This window comes from Acinetobacter sp. AS167 (genome assembly GCF_037152175.1).
Lineage (GTDB): Bacteria > Pseudomonadota > Gammaproteobacteria > Pseudomonadales > Moraxellaceae > Acinetobacter.
This window is the reverse complement of sequence record NZ_JBBCMP010000002.1, coordinates 540,421-563,002: the sequence shown is the minus strand read 5'-3', so window position 1 is coordinate 563,002 and position 22,582 is coordinate 540,421. Positions and strand designations below refer to the sequence as shown.

18 protein-coding genes and 1 other RNA gene are annotated in these 22,582 nt (G+C 37.1%); 9 read left to right on the top strand and 10 right to left on the bottom strand.

Annotation, left to right across the window (positions count from 1 at the left end):
• Window positions 1-50 precede the first annotated feature (50 nt).
• Both WFN33_RS05870 and trxB read right to left on the bottom strand, forming a co-directional pair.
• Window positions 51-1,601 (bottom strand): class I SAM-dependent methyltransferase, encoded by a 1,551-nt coding sequence (locus tag WFN33_RS05870; RefSeq protein ID WP_336952047.1) that lies wholly within the window; start codon window positions 1,599-1,601, stop codon window positions 51-53.
• 110 nt (window positions 1,602-1,711) lie between these two features.
• Complete coding sequence (gene trxB / locus WFN33_RS05865; RefSeq protein WP_004723647.1) at window positions 1,712-2,665, bottom strand: thioredoxin-disulfide reductase; 954 nt, start codon at window positions 2,663-2,665, stop codon at window positions 1,712-1,714.
• A 312-nt stretch (window positions 2,666-2,977) separates the two neighbouring features.
• Between trxB and WFN33_RS05860 the strand changes: the two genes are divergently transcribed.
• Window positions 2,978-6,100: a DNA translocase FtsK gene (locus WFN33_RS05860; protein WP_336952046.1), complete on the top strand. Its 3,123-nt coding sequence runs from the start codon at window positions 2,978-2,980 to the stop codon at window positions 6,098-6,100.
• A 762-nt stretch (window positions 6,101-6,862) separates the two neighbouring features.
• Window positions 6,863-7,483 carry a threonine export protein RhtC gene (gene rhtC / locus WFN33_RS05855; protein ID WP_151957848.1) on the top strand — a complete coding sequence of 207 codons (621 nt, stop codon included), beginning with the start codon at window positions 6,863-6,865 and terminating at the stop codon, window positions 7,481-7,483.
• 386 nt (window positions 7,484-7,869) lie between these two features.
• Here rhtC and WFN33_RS05850 read toward each other — a convergent pair whose 3' ends face one another.
• Window positions 7,870-8,361: a copper resistance protein NlpE gene (locus tag WFN33_RS05850; protein ID WP_336952045.1), complete on the bottom strand. Its 492-nt coding sequence runs from the start codon at window positions 8,359-8,361 to the stop codon at window positions 7,870-7,872.
• A gap of 704 nt (window positions 8,362-9,065) precedes the next feature.
• On the opposite strand from WFN33_RS05850, the gene WFN33_RS05845 reads away from it, so the two are divergent.
• Window positions 9,066-9,650 carry a 1-acyl-sn-glycerol-3-phosphate acyltransferase gene (locus WFN33_RS05845; RefSeq protein WP_336952044.1) on the top strand — a complete coding sequence of 195 codons (585 nt, stop codon included), beginning with the start codon at window positions 9,066-9,068 and terminating at the stop codon, window positions 9,648-9,650.
• A gap of 171 nt (window positions 9,651-9,821) precedes the next feature.
• Here the strand turns inward: WFN33_RS05845 and WFN33_RS05840 are convergent, their stop codons facing one another.
• The 4 genes from WFN33_RS05840 to WFN33_RS05825 form a co-directional block, all read right to left on the bottom strand.
• Window positions 9,822-10,166: a hypothetical protein gene (locus WFN33_RS05840; protein ID WP_336952043.1), complete on the bottom strand. Its 345-nt coding sequence runs from the start codon at window positions 10,164-10,166 to the stop codon at window positions 9,822-9,824.
• Between the two features lie 144 nt (window positions 10,167-10,310).
• Window positions 10,311-11,042: a sulfite exporter TauE/SafE family protein gene (locus WFN33_RS05835; RefSeq protein ID WP_336952042.1), complete on the bottom strand. Its 732-nt coding sequence runs from the start codon at window positions 11,040-11,042 to the stop codon at window positions 10,311-10,313.
• A gap of 231 nt (window positions 11,043-11,273) precedes the next feature.
• The gene (locus WFN33_RS05830; RefSeq protein ID WP_336952040.1) at window positions 11,274-12,980 is read right to left on the bottom strand and encodes a flotillin family protein; all 1,707 of its coding nucleotides are present in this window, start codon (window positions 12,978-12,980) and stop codon (window positions 11,274-11,276) included.
• Between the two features lie 30 nt (window positions 12,981-13,010).
• Window positions 13,011-13,655 carry a YqiJ family protein gene (locus WFN33_RS05825; protein ID WP_336952039.1) on the bottom strand — a complete coding sequence of 215 codons (645 nt, stop codon included), beginning with the start codon at window positions 13,653-13,655 and terminating at the stop codon, window positions 13,011-13,013.
• Window positions 13,656-14,599: 944 nt separating this feature from the next.
• Here WFN33_RS05825 and pnuC point away from each other — a divergent pair.
• The 3 genes from pnuC to WFN33_RS05810 all read left to right on the top strand — a co-directional run bounded on the left by pnuC (window position 14,600) and on the right by WFN33_RS05810 (window position 17,377).
• The gene (gene pnuC / locus WFN33_RS05820; protein ID WP_336952038.1) at window positions 14,600-15,184 is read left to right on the top strand and encodes a nicotinamide riboside transporter PnuC; all 585 of its coding nucleotides are present in this window, start codon (window positions 14,600-14,602) and stop codon (window positions 15,182-15,184) included.
• 19 nt (window positions 15,185-15,203) lie between these two features.
• On the top strand, window positions 15,204-15,500 hold the full coding sequence (locus WFN33_RS05815) for a hypothetical protein (protein WP_336952037.1): 297 nt from the start codon (window positions 15,204-15,206) through the stop codon (window positions 15,498-15,500).
• 734 nt (window positions 15,501-16,234) lie between these two features.
• A complete protein-coding gene (locus WFN33_RS05810) occupies window positions 16,235-17,377 on the top strand; it encodes a GGDEF domain-containing protein (RefSeq protein WP_336952036.1) in 1,143 nt (380 codons plus the stop codon).
• On the opposite strand, the gene WFN33_RS05805 is transcribed toward WFN33_RS05810, so the two are convergent.
• Together WFN33_RS05805 and WFN33_RS05800 are read right to left on the bottom strand one after the other, a co-directional pair.
• A complete protein-coding gene (locus WFN33_RS05805) occupies window positions 17,374-18,648 on the bottom strand; it encodes an MFS transporter (protein WP_336952035.1) in 1,275 nt (424 codons plus the stop codon). The genes WFN33_RS05810 and WFN33_RS05805 overlap by 4 nt on opposite strands.
• Window positions 18,649-18,835: 187 nt before the next feature.
• The gene (locus WFN33_RS05800) at window positions 18,836-19,039 is read right to left on the bottom strand and encodes an amino acid transport protein (protein ID WP_336952033.1); all 204 of its coding nucleotides are present in this window, start codon (window positions 19,037-19,039) and stop codon (window positions 18,836-18,838) included.
• Window positions 19,040-19,242: 203 nt separating this feature from the next.
• Here WFN33_RS05800 and def point away from each other — a divergent pair, with 203 nt between their 5' ends.
• The gene (gene def, locus WFN33_RS05795; RefSeq protein WP_336952032.1) at window positions 19,243-19,722 is read left to right on the top strand and encodes a peptide deformylase; all 480 of its coding nucleotides are present in this window, start codon (window positions 19,243-19,245) and stop codon (window positions 19,720-19,722) included.
• A gap of 74 nt (window positions 19,723-19,796) precedes the next feature.
• Here def and glpK read toward each other — a convergent pair whose 3' ends face one another.
• The gene (gene glpK, locus WFN33_RS05790) at window positions 19,797-21,278 is read right to left on the bottom strand and encodes a glycerol kinase GlpK (RefSeq protein ID WP_336952031.1); all 1,482 of its coding nucleotides are present in this window, start codon (window positions 21,276-21,278) and stop codon (window positions 19,797-19,799) included.
• A 130-nt stretch (window positions 21,279-21,408) separates the two neighbouring features.
• Between glpK and ssrA the strand changes: the two genes are divergently transcribed.
• Window positions 21,409-21,767, top strand: a transfer-messenger RNA (tmRNA) gene (ssrA, locus tag WFN33_RS05785).
• 333 nt (window positions 21,768-22,100) lie between these two features.
• Window positions 22,101-22,553: a surface-adhesin E family protein gene (locus tag WFN33_RS05780; protein WP_336952030.1), complete on the top strand. Its 453-nt coding sequence runs from the start codon at window positions 22,101-22,103 to the stop codon at window positions 22,551-22,553.
• Window positions 22,554-22,582 lie beyond the last annotated feature (29 nt).

Here is a 22,582-nt window from a genome sequence, read left to right as displayed (position 1 = left end):
AAGATCAGCTTTATCTTAGCTGATCATGTGATTAAATGTCTAAACAGACCCTATGCAAAAAGTTTCAAATGTTTTGCAATTTTGAGTTTATCACTATCTAGAAAGAATTGAGCTTTCTCTTGAATGACTTCAAGGCTGGTTTTTGGATCTGAAACAGTATTGCCTTGTTGATCTAATACTAACCAGCCTAATTGGATTAGCACATCCCAAACATATTGTGCAAATTGTGCGGCAGAGTCTAAACCATCGATAAAATGAGCGCGGTAGAAGAGTTGGGTAAACTGATCGGCTGGAATACCAATCCCGGTTAGTGGACAGGCCAAGACTTGATAATTGGTATGATAGCTAGCTTGCTCAAGGAAATAACGATTTAATTTCTGAGCATGTTCAACCATATCTTGATTTGAAGCTGCCTGACACGGTTGTGCTAAACCTAAGTGGCATAAAATCACCAAGGCATTGAGCAACTTAGAATAGGTAATATCAGGGATGGCTTGTTCAAGTTCTGCAATCGTCTGTGGCTTATAGTCACATTGTTTAAAATAGGCACCGAGTGGTTGATAAATCTCTTGGATTAAATCGAACTCACCTAAGTATCCTGAAATTGTTTTTGGTAATTTTTCTGGAGCTGTTAATAAGACAAAGGCTGTGTTTCTCAAGCGATGTTGAATTTCTAATGCGGTTAAGGTGTTTTTCCCGCGTATATATAAATCTTTTCTAAATTGTGTATTGGCAAAATAATCACGGCATTGCTCTTTAAAAACAGGGTGTTCAATGGTATTTAAAAATTGCTGATGCTGTTCACTAAAATTAATATTATCTAGATGCGAATTTAAATCTGTTGAACCTGCGTAGGTCAGTTTAATTTCTTCTAAAATTCTTACCACTTGTTGAAAAGAGAAACACTGCCAGTCTTGATTCAGGTATTCATGAATCAAATAGTTTGGATTTTGTTTTTTTAAGTCTTGCACTTTGTTGAGTGCATTTGGATTTCTCTGAGCAAATAGGGGATTTTGCGCTAACAGCTCTTCACTAAAGTTAAGTGAATCATTTACTTTTTGTAGCGGGTTGGTACTGGTGCTATTAAATTTAAAATGACTGTGAAATAACTCGCGGATTGGCATATTGGCAGCCCAACCTGTCAGGCAGTTATAGCTAATATAGACAATCCCATTGGGGCTTAAAAATTTTCGGATAAATTGCAAAATAATATGCTGGTTTTCGTGGCTAATCCAACTCCAGATCCCGTGTAAACTAATCGAGTCAAACATCGGTAAGTCTTTGTTGAGTAACTCTTCAAAACTTGCGTCATAAAAGTGATGTGGGACTTGATTTTGTTCAGCCAAGACATTGGCATGGGCAGCATGAGCAGGGTTAAAGTCTGTACCGAAAAATAAACCAAAACTGGATGCAGCATGAATATTTAGACTGACACCTTGACCAAAGCCGAGTTCACAATGTTTGTGGCGTTCATTGGTAGGTGGACAATCAACCCCATTGAGTAACAAGCAAAACTTTTGGTAATTCGGGCTTAAGTCTCTATAGTAACCATAGGTGTAATTTACTTCGGTCTGATAGCCATCTGTCCATGCTGTTGTCATGTTTTTTCCTATAATTTGTATTCATTTAAAGTCATTGGTCTTGTTTATTTATAAATCAAAAATAAACAAACCGCCATGTAGGCGGTTTGTTTTTACACAAAATAAATCAATTATTCTAAGCCATCTAAATAGCGGTCAGCGTCAAGTGCAGCCATACAGCCTGAACCTGCAGATGTGATTGCTTGGCGATAAACATCGTCAGCAACATCACCCGCAGCAAATACACCTGCTACAGATGTCGCTGTGGCATTGCCAGCAGTACCGCTACGTACTTGAATATAGCCATTACGCAATTCAAGTTGATTTTCAAACATTGCTGTATTTGGTTTGTGACCAATCGCTACAAACATACCCGATACGTCAACATCTTGAGTTGAATCATCTTGGGTAGACTTAATACGTACAGAAGTTACACCAGAGTTACTATCACCTAAAACTTCATCAACTTGATGGTTCCAAATGATTGAAATTTTACCTTCTTTAACTTTTTCATTGAGATGGTCTTGAAGAATTTTTTCAGAACGTAATTTGTCACGACGGTGTACCAAGGTCACGTGTGAGGCGATGTTCGAAAGATATAATGCTTCTTCAACAGCAGTGTTACCACCACCCACAACCATGACTTTTTGGTTTTTATAGAAGAAACCATCACAAGTAGCACAAGCACTTACACCTTGACCCATATAAGCCTGTTCAGACTCAAGTCCTAGATATTGCGCTGTTGCACCTGTTGCAATAATTAATGCATCACAAGTGTACTCATCCATATCGCCTTTAAGCACGAAAGGGCGAACCTGAAGATCAACTTCATTGATATGATCATATAAAATTTCAGTACCAAAACGTTCAGCATGCGCTTGCATACGATCCATTAATGCAGGACCTGTTAAACCTTCAGCATCACCAGGCCAGTTCTCAACATCAGTCGTGGTGGTTAATTGACCGCCGAGTTGCATACCAGCAATTAAAGTTGGTTTTAAATTTGCACGCGCTGCATAAACAGCAGCACTATAACCAGCAGGTCCAGAACCTAAAATAATTAACCGAGAGTGGCGAGCGCTCATGAGTCATCCTTTTTTATGAAAAATATAGAAATTGTTTGAATTATACGTGAAACTTTATCAAAGTTGTGTGGCTTCAATGTCGATAATATTGATCATCTAAATCGAATTGAGCTATATAGAATAATCAAATAATACTGTTTAGCATTTTTATCGAAATAAAAGCTTAAATTTCTAACAATGCTTTACAACACAAGTAAATAATAGTGCATCTTTTTTTTAAGAACAGGTGCATAATATAAAAATTTCTTCTCTCAAGAAAGCTGATCAAGCTTCAGAAAAGAGTAATTTGAACAATTGGTTACAGGATAGTATATGACTGCGGTGTCAAATGTTTATGCACAGCGCTTTTTAACAACAATATTCTTGATTTCATTTGGGATATATCTGTTCCTTGCAACAGTGACATATACTCCATTTGATCCAGGCTGGATGCATATTTCGAGTGATACACAACAGGTTTCAAATGCCAGTGGTGTAGCGGGTGCTTGGATTGCTGATTTGTTGTTTGGTTTTTTAGGTTGGGCAAGCTTACTCATTCCTGTATTTATTTTTATAGAAGCAGTCCAAGTGTGGTGGCCAAGAAGTTTTGTGAGTCGCCCGTTTCGTTACGCTGCTCAATTTTTTATTTTGCTTGCGAGCTCAAGCCTATTGTATTTGCTTTGGAATGTACCAGCAGACACATTAGCCAATGCTTCTGGTGGAATCATTGGTTATGAGCTCGGTGAAAGCCTATCCCAACTGATGAGTATTTATGGCGCAGTTGTATTTATTTTGCTCTTGCTCATTGTTCTATTTACCTTAGCATTTGGTATTCAATGGAACAGAACGTGGACAACACTCAAAGCCATACCTGCTTATTTACAAGATTTGTTTTATAAAAATGTTCCTGAAAGTGAATCTGCTTTTGATTTGACATCCCCTCAAAAAAATAAAAATCATGCGCATACGCATAAGGTTGAACCAATAACAGCTCAAGCTGAATTCGTTGAAGCTGATGATCAGGTATCAGTAAAAGAGCATTTGATTGTTAAAAATACTAAACATAATCAAACAGCTGAACGCTTATTTGATGACATGATTGAACAAGAAAATAAAACTCAACATCATGTTCAATTTGATCAAGATGATATTGATGATTTGGAATTTGAGCGGACTTTAGAAAAAGCACATCGTCTAGAACAAGACAGTCAACGTACTGTTTCATCTGGTGAAGTATGGAAAGCCTTGCATCAAGATCAAGACCATAATCGTGATATTGATGCCTTGATCAAAGCTTCAGAAGATCAAACTGAAGAAAAATATGCAGATCATTTACCACGCGAGCATCAACATGTTGTTGATCATAGGCAGATCAATAAAAAATCTTCGCTTGATTGGGATGATGATCAAGTGTTTGATGAGTTGCTGTCAGTTGTGCCAAATGGACAAACAGCCACAGATATCCATACCCCATTTAATACTCCTACGGCGCAGACTCAAGTGGAATCTGGTTATGTAGATACTGCTGTTCATGGTGGAGTAAGCTTTGCGAGTGGGGTGGCTGCAGCAACAAGTTCAGGGGTGGCAATACAAAATTTAGCCAATGAATTAGATGAGCTTGCATCGCTTGCAGATGAAGAGCTTACTGAAAGCCCAACTGCGTACCAACAAAATCAGCAATCTGCAGAAGTTCGCACAACCAGTAATTATGCTCAATCTACACCATTTACTCGTGCCAATATTCAAACTAATCTAAATAGTTCGACCTTGGTCAGTGAAGAAGAAAAGTCTTTAATTGTTGCAGATAAAGATGCATTTAGAGATGCTTGGCAAGAAACTGCAGGAAAACCGCTTGATGAGTCAGAAAATGAATTGGCAGCGCTGGATGATGAGTTTGACTTAGATGCACCATTAACAGATGCATTTGGTCGTCCGATGTCACGTGCAATGCAAGTTGCAAATAAGCGTCGAGACTTACCAACATTGCCAGGTTATGAATTGTTGGATAAAGTCGATCCAAATAAAAAAGTTAACTTTACCGCAGAACAACTGTCACGTTTATCAGAACTGTTAGAAATTAAACTTCAAGAATTTAATGTCAAAGCCAAAGTCATCGAAGCCCAACCTGGGCCAGTGGTTACACGTTTTGAGTTAGATTTGGCGCCCGGTGTAAAAGCCTCGAAAGTAACCAATATTTCCCGAGATTTAGCACGTTCTATGTCGATGGCATCTGTGCGTGTGGTTGAAGTGATTCCTGGGAAGCCTTATATCGGGATTGAAGTACCGAATAGCAGCCGTGAAATGGTACGCCTGATTGAACTGCTAGAAACTCCTGTTTTTAAAGATCCAAATGGATTGCTTTCAATGGCAATGGGTAAGGATATTTCGGGTAATCCTGTAATTACTGACTTAGGTAAAGCCCCGCATATGTTGGTTGCAGGGACGACAGGTTCAGGTAAATCAGTTGCTGTAAACTCAATGATCTTGTCGATGTTGTTGAAATATACACCTGATCAATTGCGTTTGATTCTGATCGATCCAAAACAATTGGAATTAGCGAACTACAACGATATTCCTCATTTATTGACACCTGTTGTAACCGACATGAAAGATGCTGTCAGTGCATTGAATTGGTGTGTCAATGAAATGGAACGTCGTTATAAGCTGATGTCTTTTTTAAAGATCCGTAAATTAGCAGACTATAACCGTAAAGTGGAAGAAGCCATTGCAAATGGTGAGGATCTCATTGATCCAACTTGGAAGCCAAGTGATTCTGCGACACAAGATAGAGCACCGCGTTTGCAACCATTGCCTTCGATTGTGATTGTAGCTGATGAATTTGCAGATATGATCATGCAAGTGGGTAAAAAGGCAGAGGAAATGATTACCCGTCTGGCACAAAAATCGCGTGCAGCAGGAATTCATTTACTTTTAGCGACGCAACGTCCATCGGTAGATGTCATTACTGGTTTGATCAAAGCCAATATTCCGACTCGTGTGGCGTTACGTGTAAACAGCAAAATTGATTCTCGTACTATTCTGGATGGTGGTGGTGCAGAAGATCTCTTGGGTCATGGAGATATGTTATTCCTAGGTCCGGGTAAAATTGATCCTGAGCGTGTACATGGTGCATTTATTTCCGATGATGAAGTCAACCGTATTTGTGACGCATGGCGTGAACGTGGTGAACCGAATTATGTTGATGAAATTCTTACGCCGTTTGATGAAGAACCGGCCACACGTGGTTTTGAAGATGGTGATGGTGATCCGAACCGTGATGCACTCTATGATCAATGTGTTTCATTTGTCTTAGAAACACGTAAAGTGTCTGTATCCTCACTGCAACGTAAGTTTAGCTTAGGTTATAACCGTGCCGCCCGTATTGTTGATCAAATGCAGGAGCAGGGTATTGTCAGTGAACAAGGACCAAATGGTAAGCGAGATATTTTGGTCTAATTTAAACAGCTTGCAATGAGCTTAGGCTCATTGCAATGATGTAGGTTTGAGAAATAGGTCGATTAAATACAAGAGCCAAAAAATAGAAAATAACATGATAAGTACCATTTGAGCTTTACTAAATTGCTTTTGTTCAATGACCATAAATTGATTGGCTTGCTGTTTGGCAAAACTGAGAGTTTTAAAGGCAGGTAGAGAAAATGAAATTCAATACAGTAATCGGGTCATAAGATTCAGGTAGTTTAATCAGTACTGAAAAAACAATAAATCCTATAGACATCAAGTCTTATGAGAAATTTTCTGTATATCCTTGTTGCTTGGTATAGTTGTTTAATTATCAAAAGTTTGTCATGTTAAACTTTATATCCAAAGTTTAAATACCTTTGTGTAGGCGATGCCTCACTTTTCGTAGGGGATGCCAAACCTTGTGCTGCAAACAAAGCAATGCTTTGTTTTTGCTCATGGGCGAGGGGGACGTGCTGTACTCACGACCAACAGAGAGATTCGTGTCGCCCCGCAGTAGAATAACCATCTATGATTCAAAAGTAAAAAACGAATGAGTAATCAATAATTTCTAAAAGTTCCTACAAAAACATAATCTTCATTGATGATCAATGAATTGATGGAAATTACTTGTATGAATAATTAGGTGGTTTAACTATTGTGATCAGTATAAAGAATTTTATGGATGTACAGATATCGATGGAAAAACATGAATTTTCACACTAATATTAATCTGTCTCACTGAACGGAATCTGGTCCATGTTGATCGCATTATGTACGTTAATCTTTATTCATTTTTGTGCCCTGATTACACCAGGCCCTGATTTCTTTCTGGTCTCGCAAACCGCAATTAGCCGTTCAAGAAAGCAATCTATTTTTGTGGTTTTGGGGATTACCGCAGGGGTGATGTTTTGGGCTTTTTTAGCTTTGGCTGGGTTGAATATCATTTTTGAAAAAATGGCATGGTTAAAGCAAGTAATGTTGGTTGTTGGTGGGATTTATCTGTGCTGGTTAGGCTACCAAATGCTTAGATCTGCTTTGAGTAAGAAAGAGACTGTGTCACAGCATCATTTTGAGTTACCGCAAAGCAATCTGCGTTTCTTTCTTAAAGGTTTCTTAACCAATTTATCAAATCCTAAAGCGGTGATTTATTTCGGTAGTGTATTTTCAGTGTTTTTAGCCAATCCACATTTAGATGGGGTGCATTCATTATTATTTATAATTGTTTCCGTAGAAACGCTGATCTGGTTTAGCTTTGTTGCCTTTGTATTTTCATTACCCAGCTTTAAAGCCGCTTACCAAAATGCCTCAAGATGGATTGATGGTATCTCAGGTGGGATCTTTACGCTCTTTGGTGCATATTTGATTGGCCATCGCTAAAAGCATGCTCCAAAATTTAAAAAAACCTGCTTGAAGCAGGTTTTATTTGGGTCTGTAGACATTTCATAAATGGCTTGCGTTGTAGGTTAAAATTGAGCAGGCAAGGCATGAAACGAAGAGAATAGCGAGACTATTTTCGAGTTTCATAACGTAGGCTGAGATAATTTTAGCCACAACCCTGAGCAAGAACAAAGCAGTGCTTTGTTTGCAGCGCAAGGCGCAGCGGGGACTAGTGTGTTTTTTGCCGTTACGTCGTTACGAACTACTTATTTAGAATGACTAAATTTCGTATTTCGCGCCTAGTATCGCCTAAAAAACACACGTAGTCGCAAACCTAGACGAATTGTCAACAGACCCTATGCTGTTCTTCGGAAATAATTTAAAAATTATTCCACGTCTTTGGTTAATTGATAAAGTTCAGCATTTGGACCTTCAATCTTTTCACCCGTTGCAAAACTACGTGCTTCTAACATATTTTCGCCAACAAAGTATTTGCGGTTATCTGCATTTTTATCTAGACCGATAATCGATCCAGATTCATCAAAACTAAAATGACCTTGAGTTTTAAATTCTTTGCCTTCACCTTTAACCCCTTCATATTCTTCAGTCAGTTCATAAGTGTGATCTGATTTGAGGATGAGTTTGGTTTTGATTCCTGAGCAATCAGCACACGGAAGTAAGCCTTTGTATTCCCCAGCCCAGTCCAAGCTACTTTGAGCATTGTGTTCTGAATCAATCGTTGGGGTTGCTGCTTCATGCGATGCAGCAGCCTGTGTTTGAGCTGTCGCTTTGATATCCTCTGATGCATTATGAGTCGGCTTAGAACAAGCGCTTAATGACAGCGCTAAAATAGACATGACGAAGAGTGTTTTTTTCATAACATAACCCAAATGAATAAATAATTATATGCGAATGATTTTATCCAGAATATAAATTATCTCCCTGATATGAAATGTGAATTATGTAAGAAATTGCTGAGTAATGTAGTTCGATGTTAAAAAGTTAGGCTATTATAGAGTTTCTCTTATTGTGCTATTTTAAGTAGTCGAATCTATGTCTCATTTGGCTGAATATGTTGCTCGTATTTACAATGAAAAAAACCACAATCAAAAAAGCAATGATTAAATTAAAATTGAAAATGTCATTTTGCAATGCGAAAAAAATTATGAGCAAGATATAGAGATCATTCAGACTAGCAAAATTTATACTTTTCAGATGGGACACAATTGAAACAAAGCATAGAACAAGACAATCAGTTGTTTGAAGTGGTGTCTTGTCTAGGAAGCTGGATTGAATATCAGGTCCTTCACCAGTTAAATGTGAATATTCAGCCGTAAAAAATTCATTTTGATAATCATTGTGGTGAATTATATTGGATTAACTATTTTAACCAAACGAAAAATTGATATATGCAAATTCATTGCAGAATTTCATCAAAACTGAATATTTACTGACAAGTTTTTCGATGAATTAATTTTATACATTTATATATTAATTGCTGGTTTTTTATACGAAGTGGATTTTTATCTGATCTATTGGTTGCTACAATCCAGCGCAAATTCTTTATATTTTGGTGTGCTGGGTGTTTGAAAAATTAGCTGAACAAAGTTTAGGCTGGATGGGATGGCAAATTGATAACCATTGGGATTTAAACATCGACCAATGTGTCATGATTGCAGCGCCCCATACTAGTAATTGGGATGCACTATATGCACGTTTAGCGCTGAAAGCTTTGGGCGTTCATGTACGTATTACCATTAAAGACAGCTATATGAAATTGCCTTTTGGACCTTTTGTGCGTGCTATGGGCGGAATTGGGATTGATCGCCGTCCTAAGCAGGATGGAGAGAAACGTCCAAGTATGGTTCAACTGATGAGTGAGCTGTTTAAGACCCACCCTAAATTGGTGATGCTGGTGACTCCGGAGGGAACGCGTGCAAAGCAAGAACAGTGGAAAACAGGCTTTTATCATGTCGCCACTAATGCTGGTGTACCTATTGCATTGGCGTATATGGATTATAAAAATAAGAAAACTGGGATTGGTAAAATTGTTTATCCAACTGGAAATTATGAACAGGACATGGCTGAAATCATGGGATTTTATGCTCAGATCAATCCGAAACATCCAGATTTATTTAGTATAGATACTCGATTTACTCACGCCTAAAATTAATATGTTATATATCTTTGAGACTGATTTAACACAATTATAGTCACTGTAGTGTGGAAAAGCGGCGAATAGCCTATATGCTTTTTCACATTATTTTTTTAAATACCAAGATATAAAAGCACTATGATTTTAAAACATAATGCTTTGCAATATTCAACAGTAAGCGGCTTATTTATTTTTAGCGTTGCTTACTATTGAGTGTTGTACACCGCCGAGAGATTCACAGGCTGTTTTATAAATATCGTATTGCTGTTGAACAACTTCGTCGAGAGGAATTTTAAATAGTTCATCTCCAGATTTATAGCGATCGATGTACTCAGTGGCTTTTTCTTTACTCACTACAAGTGAGCGTTCATGATAAGTATTAATTGAACTATGCGCTAATTCTGCTGTTTCAATATTATTACATTGAAATTGGCTAAGTAGTTTTTCCGCAGTTTTAATTTCACTAGATGTGCCAAGTACACATCCTGTTAAGAGAATACTGGCACTTAACAAAAATGAGTTTTTCATCACAGATATTTAAGAAAAATGAGTGGCGGAATTGTAGGATGAATCGGGTATTAAAAATAGAGCCGCTCGGATATTGTTTGCATTTTAGCAACCAGTTGTTGAATAAATAGCCAGTGAAATTCATTCAATTTTCTCTTTATTTTGCTAAAACAATGATGTTAGCAATAAGAAACAACCTGAGGCGAATAATAAACTCAGCACCAATTGTTTAAATTGTTTTTCTGATATTTTATAAAACATTTGCGCACCAATCAGCGCTGGAATACTCACTGTCAGTATGATGAGTGCAAAATAGGGGAGATGGATCTTATGGATGATTCCTTGCCACAAATAAATAATAATTGTGAATAATTGAATTGCAAAATTAAAATGTCTTAAAATATAACGTTGTTGTTGTTTGGGTAGGTTTTTAAGCATGACCCAAGCTGATGGTGCTGCACCACAAAAACCGCCGAGACCACCTAAAATACCACCAATAAAACCAATGCTTCCATCTGCAACTTTACCCAATGCTTGCATACGAGTAAACACAGGTGCAAAGAACATGGTTGGACACCAAATCACTAAAAATAACCCAAGAATGGTCTTAAAGGTATTTCCATCAATGAGGTGTAAAAGATAGGTACCGAGAGGTACACCGATCAATCCTGCAATAATATAGGGGAGAACAAGGGAAAACGGGAGTTGATGTTTTTGTTCTTTTCCTAATGCAATGATATGACTCCATAGCGAAGCAAACACCACCAATGGTGCTGCCAACTGTGGTGGTAATACCCAAATCCAAAAAGACATCGCAATTAAAGCAAAGGCAAAACCGGTTAGACCTTGAACAAATCCGGCAATCATGGCACCGAGAATAAAAATAAACCAAGTCATTTTAAACAAAATTGGATAGAGTTAGAGCATAGCATTGAGATGAGTAATCTTGGTTGAATCAGCCAATTTTAAAAGAAATTATGGGTTTCCATCATGACTTATTTTGATAAGCATATCTGTATCGTAAACATGTATACCATTAAAAACGATCAGATCATGAATAAAAATTTATGTAATAAAAAGCCCCTGATGACAGAGGCTAGTAATTAATTAAATAGGAGATGAGTTGTATTAGTCATTGCTTGGTTTTAACGATTGCGTTAAACCATTAATATCTCCGCCTTTAATGCCTAACTCATTCATTAAGCTATCAATCAGTGGGGCTTGAGAACGATAGCGCAGCGCACTATTAACCACTTGATCAGACAAAGCAATTTGATTTTGTTCACCAGATTCACCTGTTGCATTTGAACCTGCCATACCGCCTAAACCATTGACTTGAAGAATCTTGATATCATCAATATTCTCCATTGGTTTAACACTTTCACGAATGATTTCAGGTAAGTATTTCAATAAGGCTAAACGGATTTGCATCTCAACTTGTTCTGTTGATAGCACGTTGTTGGCTTCATTGACTGCACGCGTACCTTCAGCGTCGACTTGATATTGCTTTTCTTGTGCCGCAGCAAGCAACATTTTTGCATCTGCTTCACCTTTGGCTTTTAAACGTATTTTTTCAGCATCCGCTTGTGCTGCAATACGGACTGCTTCAGCATCATCTGCAGCTGCCTGTTTAGCGGCCTCTGCTGCTACAGTAATCGCAATCGCATCTGTTTCAGCAACTTGCTTTGCAGCCACCAATTCAACGGCTTTTAAACGCTCTGCACGCTGAGTTTCACGAACAGTTGTCACTTCTTCTTCCGCTTTTACAGCTTGTGCACGTGCTTGGTCAGCCAATGCTTTAGCTTCAGATTCAGCACGTGATTTTTCAGCAATCGCAATTGCACGATCTTGTTCGGCCAATTCAATGGTTTTCTTCTGTTCAACTTGGGCTTTTTGGATCAGCTGTGCTTTTTGAATATTTTCATTTTCAACATCACGTGCAGACGCAATACGCTTTAATTCGACTTCACGTTCAGCGGCAATCTGAGCTTCTTCTGCTTCGCGTTTTTTTGCGGCTTCTTGTGTTGCAATTTCTGCCGATTGCTCAGCTTTACGAATGGCGATTTCACGTTCTTGCTGAAGTTTTGCATATTCCTCTTCACGTAGAATTTGCAAGCGTGCTTGTTCTGTTTCTAAGTTTTTTGCTTTAATGGCTAAGTCATTGTCTTGTTCAATGTCATTGCGTTTTTTACGGCGGTCTTCAATTGTTTCAGTTAGTTTAGTTAAACCTTCTGCATCGAAAGCATTTTGAGGATTAAAATATTCAAAACTGGTTTGGTCTAAACCGGTCAGTGAAACCGTTTCTAATTCTAAGCCATTTTTAAACAGATCTTCAGAAACAACTTGCTGAACTTTTTGAACAAAATCAACCCGTTTTTCATGTAATTCCTCCATTGCCATTTCAGCGGCAACAGCACGCAGTGAGTCTACAAATTTACCTTCCACCAAATCTTTGAGTTCTTGTGGTGACATCGTTTTTTTACCCAAGGTTTGGGCAGCTGTCGCAATAGATTCAGCGGTTGGTTTAACACGTACATAAAATTCAGCCATCACATCCACACGCATACGATCACGAGTAATCAACGCTTGATCTGTGGCACGTTTGACTTCAAGACGAAGGGTGTTCATATTGACGGGAATCACTTCATGTAAAACTGGCAATACAATTGCGCCACCATTTAAAATGACTTTTTCACCGCCAAAACCAGTACGGACAAAAGAAACTTCTTTACTTGAGCGTTTATACAGGCGGGCGATAATAACCCCGATGACAATCAGTGCCATCAATATAATGCCTGCTAAAACAAGGATTTGATATAAATTTGAATTCAACATTTTATTATACCTAGGTTTGTTATTGAAAAATTAAAGTGGAGTTGCTTGAAAGCCTAGTTTTGTTCTTTGTGTCAAAATCACACTTTGACCTTGTTGGAAGATTTCATTTAATTCTGGTTCAACCAAAATATAATGTGTCTGTCCAAATTGATCGATAACTTTGGCTTGTGCAGGATAGTTTTGTTTTGCTTCGCCTAAAATAATCTGAGCTGTACGACCAATCAATTCGTCACTGTGAATTGCAGTGGTTTCATCTTTTGGTAAAATTTTTGCAATGAGTGCTGCACACACTCGCACAATCGGCATAGATAAAAAAAGACTGGCTGGCGCAATAATCCAAATTGAAAAATAATTTCCAGTGAAATTGAAAAAAATACTTTGCGCAATAAAACCAAATAACGCATAAACAGTTAGAAAAATGATCAACCAAACCAAGACGGGGACACGGCCAAGATAGAGCCAATCTAACAGCTGAACCAAAAGATTGTGATCTGTATGAATGTCTACATCTGCATGATGAGTTTCTAAGAGTTGATCTGGAATAAACTGGTCTAAGAAACCTTGTGAGGTTGAACCAATAATAAGGAGTAAACACTCCACAATACCCAATAAAAACATCAGGAAAAGACTCACGCTAAACAGTAAGTTGGATGAGTGTGTAAATAATTCCCACATATTGTTCTACTCTAAATTATTGTCGCGCGTTTTTATAAATAAAATTTTTAATTTGAACTGAATAATTAAATGATCATCAGTTAATTCAATTAATAAATTAAGTTTATCGGTTTTGTCGTATTGTTGCAACAAAATATTTTATGATATTAATTAAAATCAATATCTTATAATTTAATATATTGTTTCATATTATGAGAATTGGTTGAAAAGTAATGCTTGCATTTTAGCCAACTATTCCTTATAACTGATTGAGTTTACAGAGGGAACTGAAGACAAAAAAATACGCAATGATTGGGGTGATCACTGCGTAGAACAACGAATCTGCTTTCACAGTTCGGTTAAGGAGAAATGTTATGAACATTGGGGATTGTTCATAACTTAAGTTTGATAGTAGAGGTTCCCCTCTGTAAATTCATTGGTATTCACGTAAACAAGTGTTAAATCTCGTAAAGATGATTGAAATGTGATCGACATCAACTAAAAATAATACCTTAATAAATGTTTTTAAACATATTATTGACTGGAAATATGCTCTGTTGCGCTTTTTTTTAATCAGTTATTTATGTGATTTTTAAATGTAAAACAGACAGTTTCTATGCGCTATTAGGTTGATTTTTCCATATTTCAAATCTTAAATTGCATATTTCAAAAGAAATGATCAATTCGTCGTGGAGGACTGATTTATCTATTTGGTATCATCTTTAAAGAGGCACCATTTAAAAAATTATATTCGCAAATTGTAATTTAAAGACAATTCTATATTTTTTAATGAATTCTTCTTATTGCCGTAGCCATTAAAATAAACGCAAAACAATAACGTTTTTTGGGAATTTTGATTCAAAAATTATATTTCAGATCCTCATCTCAATTTTAGTGTTCGTTTTGCTTGCAATCATCCTGTATTTTTTCATAATAGCCTTAACTCTCATTATTAGCTTTTTACCATGTCACCATTAGAAATATTTGCGGTTATTATCAGTATTATTGGTGTCACATTGACGATTAAGCGAAATATGTGGTGTTGGGTATTTAATTTCTTTGCCTTTGTTTTATATGCCTATTTATTCTTTGAATTTAAATTATATGGTGAGACAATCTTACAATTGTTCTTTATGGTGGTGAATTTTTATGGCTTTTATCACTGGCTAAAAGGCAAGCAGCAAGATCATGAGATTCGAATAGAGCCGATTGCCGTACAAACCGTAATTCTACAAATGATCATCGCTGCTGTTGGAGGGGGAGTATTTGGGTTATCGTTGCACTATTTTACTGATGCAGCTTTGCCTATGTTAGATTCCCAATTGGCTGCATTTAGTTTACTGGCAACCTATTGGACCAGCCGTAAACATATTGCGACTTGGGTGCTTTGGGTCTTTGTTGATATTGTCTATGTCGGCATGTTTATGTATAAAGAATTATTCCTAACAGCTGCTTTGTATGCAGCGTTTGTCGGACTGGCTGCATTTGGATGGTGGCAATGGGAACAGGTCAAAAAGAAACAAACGAGTAGCATGTATAATGGAATTTAACATCATTTAAGGGGCTGCCATGATTATTGATTTTGTTCAATTACAAAAACAAAATTTTGAACAACTTGTTGAAAAAATCATGGCTCAACCTGAGCATTATCTTGACTTTGATTCAGTCTCTGATTTTTACAAAGCCCAATGGTTAGATCAATTTCCACAGGGTACAATTTGGAATACTTCTGGTTTGGATGATGGCGCAGAAGAATTTTGTATTCAGATCAAATTTAGAGAGCTGATTTTTAATATAGAAATTCAATCAACTTCTATCGTTTTAAAATTTAACAGTAAAAATATTAGAGTTTATAAAAAAATATAAAGCCAAGTATGTTTGTTAAGTGTTTGAAAAAAATATTTTTATTTGATTTTTACTTCAATTGTATTTTAGTAATTTTGGAGAGATGATGATAAAGTGATGTATGTACTGAATTTAAATAAAAGTAGTGATGGCTTGTTGTTTTAAAACAGTATGATGATTAATACTCAGGTCCCAGATCAAGACTAGCCTAATTGGATATTTCAATTTTTGACACGGCTGAAATTAACTTTTAGAAAGTTAAAATATAAAATAAAAATAAATTAGAGTAAATTAACAATAAAAATGATAAAGGCGGAAAATCTTATTTTAAAAAGTGCTTGTATCCAACTCAACGTATATGTCCAAATAGGCTAAAGGTTGACAAATAAAGCTATTAAAAAATAGTTGAATTCGGTCAAAGTGGGTAAGTGAAAATAACTTTACTCATTGAAATTTTAGGAAAACTTAAAATCTAAATTGATAAAATAAACGTAATAAAATGATAGTTCTTTAGGAAATATTTGCAAGGAATATGAAGGTTAATATCCTAACCTTAAGGTTTATTTAGAATAAAAATCTATGTTTTGAAATACACTTACATAAAATAGCTAGAATGTTATATTTAAGTGATAGATACAGATAAATAAAACAACGGATAGAAATTTACAAATTTATGGATTAGTTACTATATGAAACAAAAAAATAGAGTGGCAATACAGTGCTCAACGGAACACTTCATGCATGATGTCATGATTATGAATTGGAGTAATCTTAAGAAGTGTACTCTTGTGCTCCTCTTGGGAGGTGTTGCTGTTTTATCATGGATTGTCTGGTGGTTTTTTAGCAACGCTCAAGTTGAGCTACAAGCTTGGATTAATCAGGATTTTTATCCAACCTACATCAGATTATTGTCTTTTTCAGCATTGGGTTTTTTTACGCTTATTTTTATTATTCGTGCTTTAAATAAAATTTCTATTTTTGAAATAATAATACCGTATATAACCATCGCATATTTTGGTCTTATCTTTGTTTTTGGTGCACATTGCATCGGAGTTTTTAGTCCAGCATCAAGTGCAGGTTATGTCAGCTTAGTCACGGTGGCACTGGTATTATTTGAACGAAAAGTGGTGTATCTCATCATCATTCCAATCACTGGTTTTATGTTGATCAGCCTTGGATTAAGCCTAATGAATAAAATGACTTATGCACCAATTTTTAGTGAACACTTACAATCGATGTCGCTATATAAAAATACATTTTGGGTGTTTTGCATGTTGTATTTTTATATTCCGATTTTTTTTGCAAGTCTAGTTTTATTCGAGGTTCTCTTAATTCAATGGCGCAAAAGAGAGCAAATGATTCAGCGAATTAGCGTTCTAGATCCACTTACAGGTATTTATAACAGAAGGAGGATTGGTGAGAATATTGATTTATTAAAACAGCAGCAAAGCTCTTTTGCGATTGTGTTATTAGATTTAGATTATTTTAAGAGTGTTAATGATCAATATGGACACGATATTGGGGATGCAGTTTTAAAACAGGTTGCAAAAATTTTGACTGAAAATATTCGTGAACAGGATGTTGTTGGACGATTTGGGGGAGAAGAGTTTATTATTCTCTTGAACAATGGTGCATTAGAAAATGCGCTGAGACTGGCTGAGAGATGCCGTCAAGCAATTGAAAAAGAAGAAATACGATTAGATCATCAACAGACGCTCAAAGTGACAGCTAGTTTTGGTGTCGCAGTATCAACGAATCCTTTTTTAACAACAAAAGAGGAGTTGATTCGTCAGGCTGATCAGGCCCTATATTTGGCAAAAAATAAGGGGCGCAATCAGGTTTGTCATTTCTTTGAAGTAGAACTTCCGCATTCATTTGAATATAAACAACGCCGTTAAACTGTTTCAAATTTTTTACGATAAACTAGACTTGTGATAAGGGTGATTAGACAAAGCACAACAATATAGTACACAGCACCAATATCACGATATAAACTTATCCATTGGACTAATGGCAGGGTCAGGCCACCTGCAATCGCGTATGCAACATTGTATGAAAATGATATTCCTGAAAAGCGAATTGGGGCGGGAAACATCTTGACCAAGCTATAGGAAACCACACCGACTGTGCCAGAAAATAGCCCAAGTAACATGTACAATCCGAAGATCGTTGAATGAGCGGTATGACCTAAGCTGTAATAAAAAATACTTGCGGTGATTGCCACACTGAGCGATCCCAAACAAATAACGCGCCCTGAACCAAAACGGTCAGCGAGCAAACCTGCCAATATACAACCCAGCATTTGCATGAGAATCGCCATGCTTTGCATCTGAAATGCGTCTGCACGTTGAAAGTTAAATGTGGTGGTCAGTAAATTTGGAGTAGATAGGATAATCACTACAACACAACCAGTTAAGAACCAAGTGAACAACATCCCAATTAAAACAGCAGATTTATGTGATGCCAAAACTTGCTTGATGGGTAGATCTTTTGAGAGTTCTTTACGCGCCTCCATCGCTTTAAATACAGGAGTTTCTTTAAGATAACTTCTTAGATATAAGGCAATTAATCCAAAAACTCCGCCGACTATAAACGGGAGACGCCAAGCCCAAGCATGGATTTCTGCTTCACTAAACTTAAGTGAAATAAACAGCGACATCACAGCGCCTAATAAGATCCCCAGTGACAAACCCGCGGTAAGCAAACCATTGGCAAAACCAATTTTCTTTGTCGGTACATGCTCTGAAACAAATGTCCATGCCGCAGGAATTTCTCCACCAATTGCAATGCCTTGAACCACGCGCATTAACAACAATAACAGCGGGGCAGCTAAACCAATGTCTGCATATGTTGGCATTATACCGATGAACAAAGTAGGGAGTGCCATCAGTAAAATGGATAAGCTAAACAGTCTCTTACGTCCTACGAGGTCACCAAAATGCGCCATGATCACGCCACCTAACGGACGGAAGAAATATCCTGCCGCAAAAATTCCATAAGTATTCAGCATTGCCCAAAATGGACTTAAAGAGCTGGGGAAAAATAGTTCAGCAATGATTTTTGCGTAAAATACATAAATAACGAAATCATAAAATTCGAGCGCACCGCCCAAAGAAGACAACGCAAGCGTTCTTTTCGCTTCCTTATTGAGGCCCAATTTTTCGTCCATGATGATGCAATGCCTTAAAATAGAGATTGAATGTAATCATTTTAATTGACTATTTTTTACTTAAAAAATCAATATTTATTTTTATACATCCTACTTATTTTTATATGTGATCGAGGTTATTTAAAAATCATTTTTCTTTAAAAGGATTGTACTAAGCTAAATTTCAATCGGGTTGAATATTGATCATTTACATGCGAATTAACCACGGAATAAGACTCAGAATAATACCGCATACAGACATAATCATTGTATTTTCAATAAAATAAGGAAAAATCATCAAAGTCATGCCACAGATAAAAGGTATATTCATTCTCTGTATTTTTCCATAAATAAAATAGCCAAAGCCAATTGAGCTAAAGATCAAGCCTAAAAATAGGGATGCTGTATTCATTATTTTCAACGATAGACTGGACGTTTGTTATTTACACGATCATGATTAAAAACGGCTTAAAAGACAAGCTGTCATTTGGTTTGGATAAATAGAAACTCATTTGTACATAATCACATACTTTTGCACAATAATTGAATTGGAAATCGCATTTCAAATGCTAAACTCATATTTATTCGATTTACATTTGATCAAGGTACAAGATAATGAGTGCCATGCTACCTGTCGCCCAACGTGGCGAAGACGTTTTAAAATTAATCGCAGTGCCTGTGGCTGAAGCTGAGTTTTCAAGTACTTGGTTAAACGAATTATCCAAGGCCTTACAGGCCACCATGTTAGAGCGTAATGGTGTTGGGATCGCAGCACCACAAGTGTATGTTTCTAAACGGGTGATTATTGTTGCTTCAAGAGCGAATCCACGTTATCCAGATGCTCCTGAAATGGATGCAATTACAATGATTAATCCTGAAATCTTAGAAAAATCTGAACAGACTATCTTGGGTGAGGAAGGATGTTTAAGTGTGCCCAATGAAAGAGGGCAAGTGGCTCGTGCTGAAGCAGTTACTGTACAATTTTTTACCCTCACTGGCGAAAAGATTATTCAGCAATTTCATGGTTTTCCTGCACGTATTGTGCAACATGAAATCGACCATTTAAATGGGGTACTGTTTGTTGAAAGACTTTAAACTGAGCAAGCTTGGCTAAAATTTCATCTTGAATTTTATCTTTCACTTTAGCCAAGCTTTTCTAAGCAGAATTGTTAATTGGACTTTGCACGCTGCAACGCACCATTCCATAAGCTTAGGTGATATTGTCTTTGGTCTGCGCTCATCTTCGGCTCAAAAGCACGATCTAATTGCCAAGATTCGGAAATTTCACTGAGATTATTAAAAACACCCGCCTTTAATCCTGCTAATGCCGCAGCGCCCCAAGCGGTAGATTCTAAAAGTTTAGGGCGTAGCACAGGTACATTTAAAATATCTGCCTGAAATTGCATTAGCATATCATTTTGACTTGCACCACCATCCACACGTAATTGTTTTAAGGGGTGGGCGATATCTGATTGCATTGCAGTTAAAACGTCTGAAACTTGAAAAGCAATTGATTCTAAGGCAGCTCTGGCAATATGTGATTTATTGGTTCCACGTGACATTCCACAGAGTAAAGCGCGTGCTTCACTATCCCAATGTGGTGCTCCTAGACCTGTAAATGCAGGAACCAGAACGACACCATCTGTAGTGTCGACTTGGCAAGCTAACTTTTCAACTTCAGCACTATTTTTGATAATTCCTAAACCATCTCTTAACCATTGCACAATCGCCCCAGCCATAAATACACTGCCTTCTAAGGCATAATGCGATTGGTCCTGGCATTTCCATGCTAAGGTGGTGAGTAATTTATTTTTGCTATATTGAATATCAGTTCCTGTATTGAACAGCATAAAGCAGCCTGTCCCATAAGTATTTTTGGCTGTTCCAGCTTCAAAGCATGATTGCCCAAAGAGTGCAGACTGTTGATCCCCTAATACACCACAAATTGGAATTTCCGCACCAAGAAGCCCTGTGGCTGTATTGGCAATATAACAATCGGATTGAATGATTTTAGGTAGAACACTCGCCGGGATATTAAAAAATTCAATTAATTCAGCATCCCATTGCTGTGTTTTTAAATTCATCAGCATGGTGCGTGAAGCATTACTTGCTTCGATGACATGCTCTGAACCTTGGGTTAAATTCCAAATTAACCAGCTGTCGACTGTCCCGAATGCCACATGATTTTGTTCAGCAAGCGCTCTTAAGCCTTGTATATTTTCCAATAACCAAACCAGTTTTCCAGCACTAAAATAAGGATCTATTCTTAATCCGGTTTTTTTGTGTATTTTTTCAGATAAATTGTTTTGAACTAACTGATTGCACCAGTCTGTAGCGCGTCGGTCTTGCCATACAATGGCAGGAGCAAGTGGTTTTCCTGTTCTCTTATCCCAAACCACCGTAGTTTCACGTTGGTTGGTTAAACCAAGTGCTTTAATGTCTTTGGCCAATAGTCTTGCCGATGCGATTGCTTGCTGTACGACGGTGATTTGTGTTGTCCAAATCTCCATCGCATCTTGTTCAACCCATCCAGAATGCGGGGTTTTAATTTGGGTTTCGCGTTGAGCAGAGGCATATACCTTTCCACGCTCATCGAAGATAATTGCTCTGCTAGAGGTCGTTCCTTGATCAAGTGAGAGTAAATAGCTCATCTTTTTTATATTTGTCCCTTGAAAAATAGTGATAGTAGCGCAATTATAGAACTAGGCACATCATTTGATATAAATGTAGTGAATTATCTGCTTAATTTGCAACAATTATGTTATGATAGCTGTGTTATCTGGGGATGTTATTGGCTTCGACGCCGATGATGAAGCTCATAGATGCATGCCGAGAGCGCATTTTCTCTCGTAAATCAAATTTGCATATTTTAGTCGCAAACGACGAATCTTACGCTCTAGCTGCCTAAGGGCAGCTTGTCCGCTTCACTGAATACTTGTGGTCAGTGGACCCGACTGTAGCGCACGCACACAAGTCCGTATAAAGTCAAGCCTCGGGGCTTTATACTAAACTTAGAGGATCGCGTTTTGTACCCTGTTCGTCGGGTCACTTAATGTTAAAATAATTGACGATATCTAAGCATGTAGTATTCTCGAGTGTAGTGTTGGCGGACGCGGGTTCAACTCCCGCCATCTCCACCAAATTTGTAAATCATGATCTGTCACTTAGTTATACGATGTATCATGAAACTTAATAAAGCCTTGAAATTTAACAGTTTCAGGGCTTTTTTAATGCCTGAATTTCTATCATGGACATATACAAGCACAATTTGAAAATCACGCACTATCACTATATACAGCCTACTTAGGCGATTAGCTGACTGCCATGTAGGCAGCTTAGAAAATAGATGTGCTCAAAACTGAGTGCATCTAATTGTTCAATACCACATAAACAGCTCTAAAAAGTGGCGATTCTGATATTACTAATATTATTGATTTTTATGTTATAAATCCCTCATAAGAATGGGGGATAATATGAAAAAATTGATTTTAATTTGTGGATTTCTGGCTTCTAGTCTAAGTTATGGGGCGGACTGGATTTATGTTACTGAAGGTGGAGGGCTGAGTTTTTTTATTGACAAAAGTTTCTACAAATATGATTCATCCAATAAAACAGTTGACGTCTGGACTAAAACTACAAAAAAGAAAATTTTTGACGGAAGTTATTACACCTCATCAAAGACGCTTACTAAATATTCTTGTGCGAACATGGAGTCACGAATATTGGCGAACATTGAGTATGATACTGATGGGAGCGTTCTAAGTTCAAATACTAAGCCCAGCAGCAGATTTGAATTAATTTTCCCAGACTCAGTTGGGGAAACTATTTGGGTTTCTTCTTGTTTATCACAAGGAAAAGGTTTCAATTTTCCAAAATATGAACCAGAATTTGTTGATTTAGACAAACTTGGATATAAAGCACCCTAAGGTGCTTTTGTAAATTCAATGAAAATAAA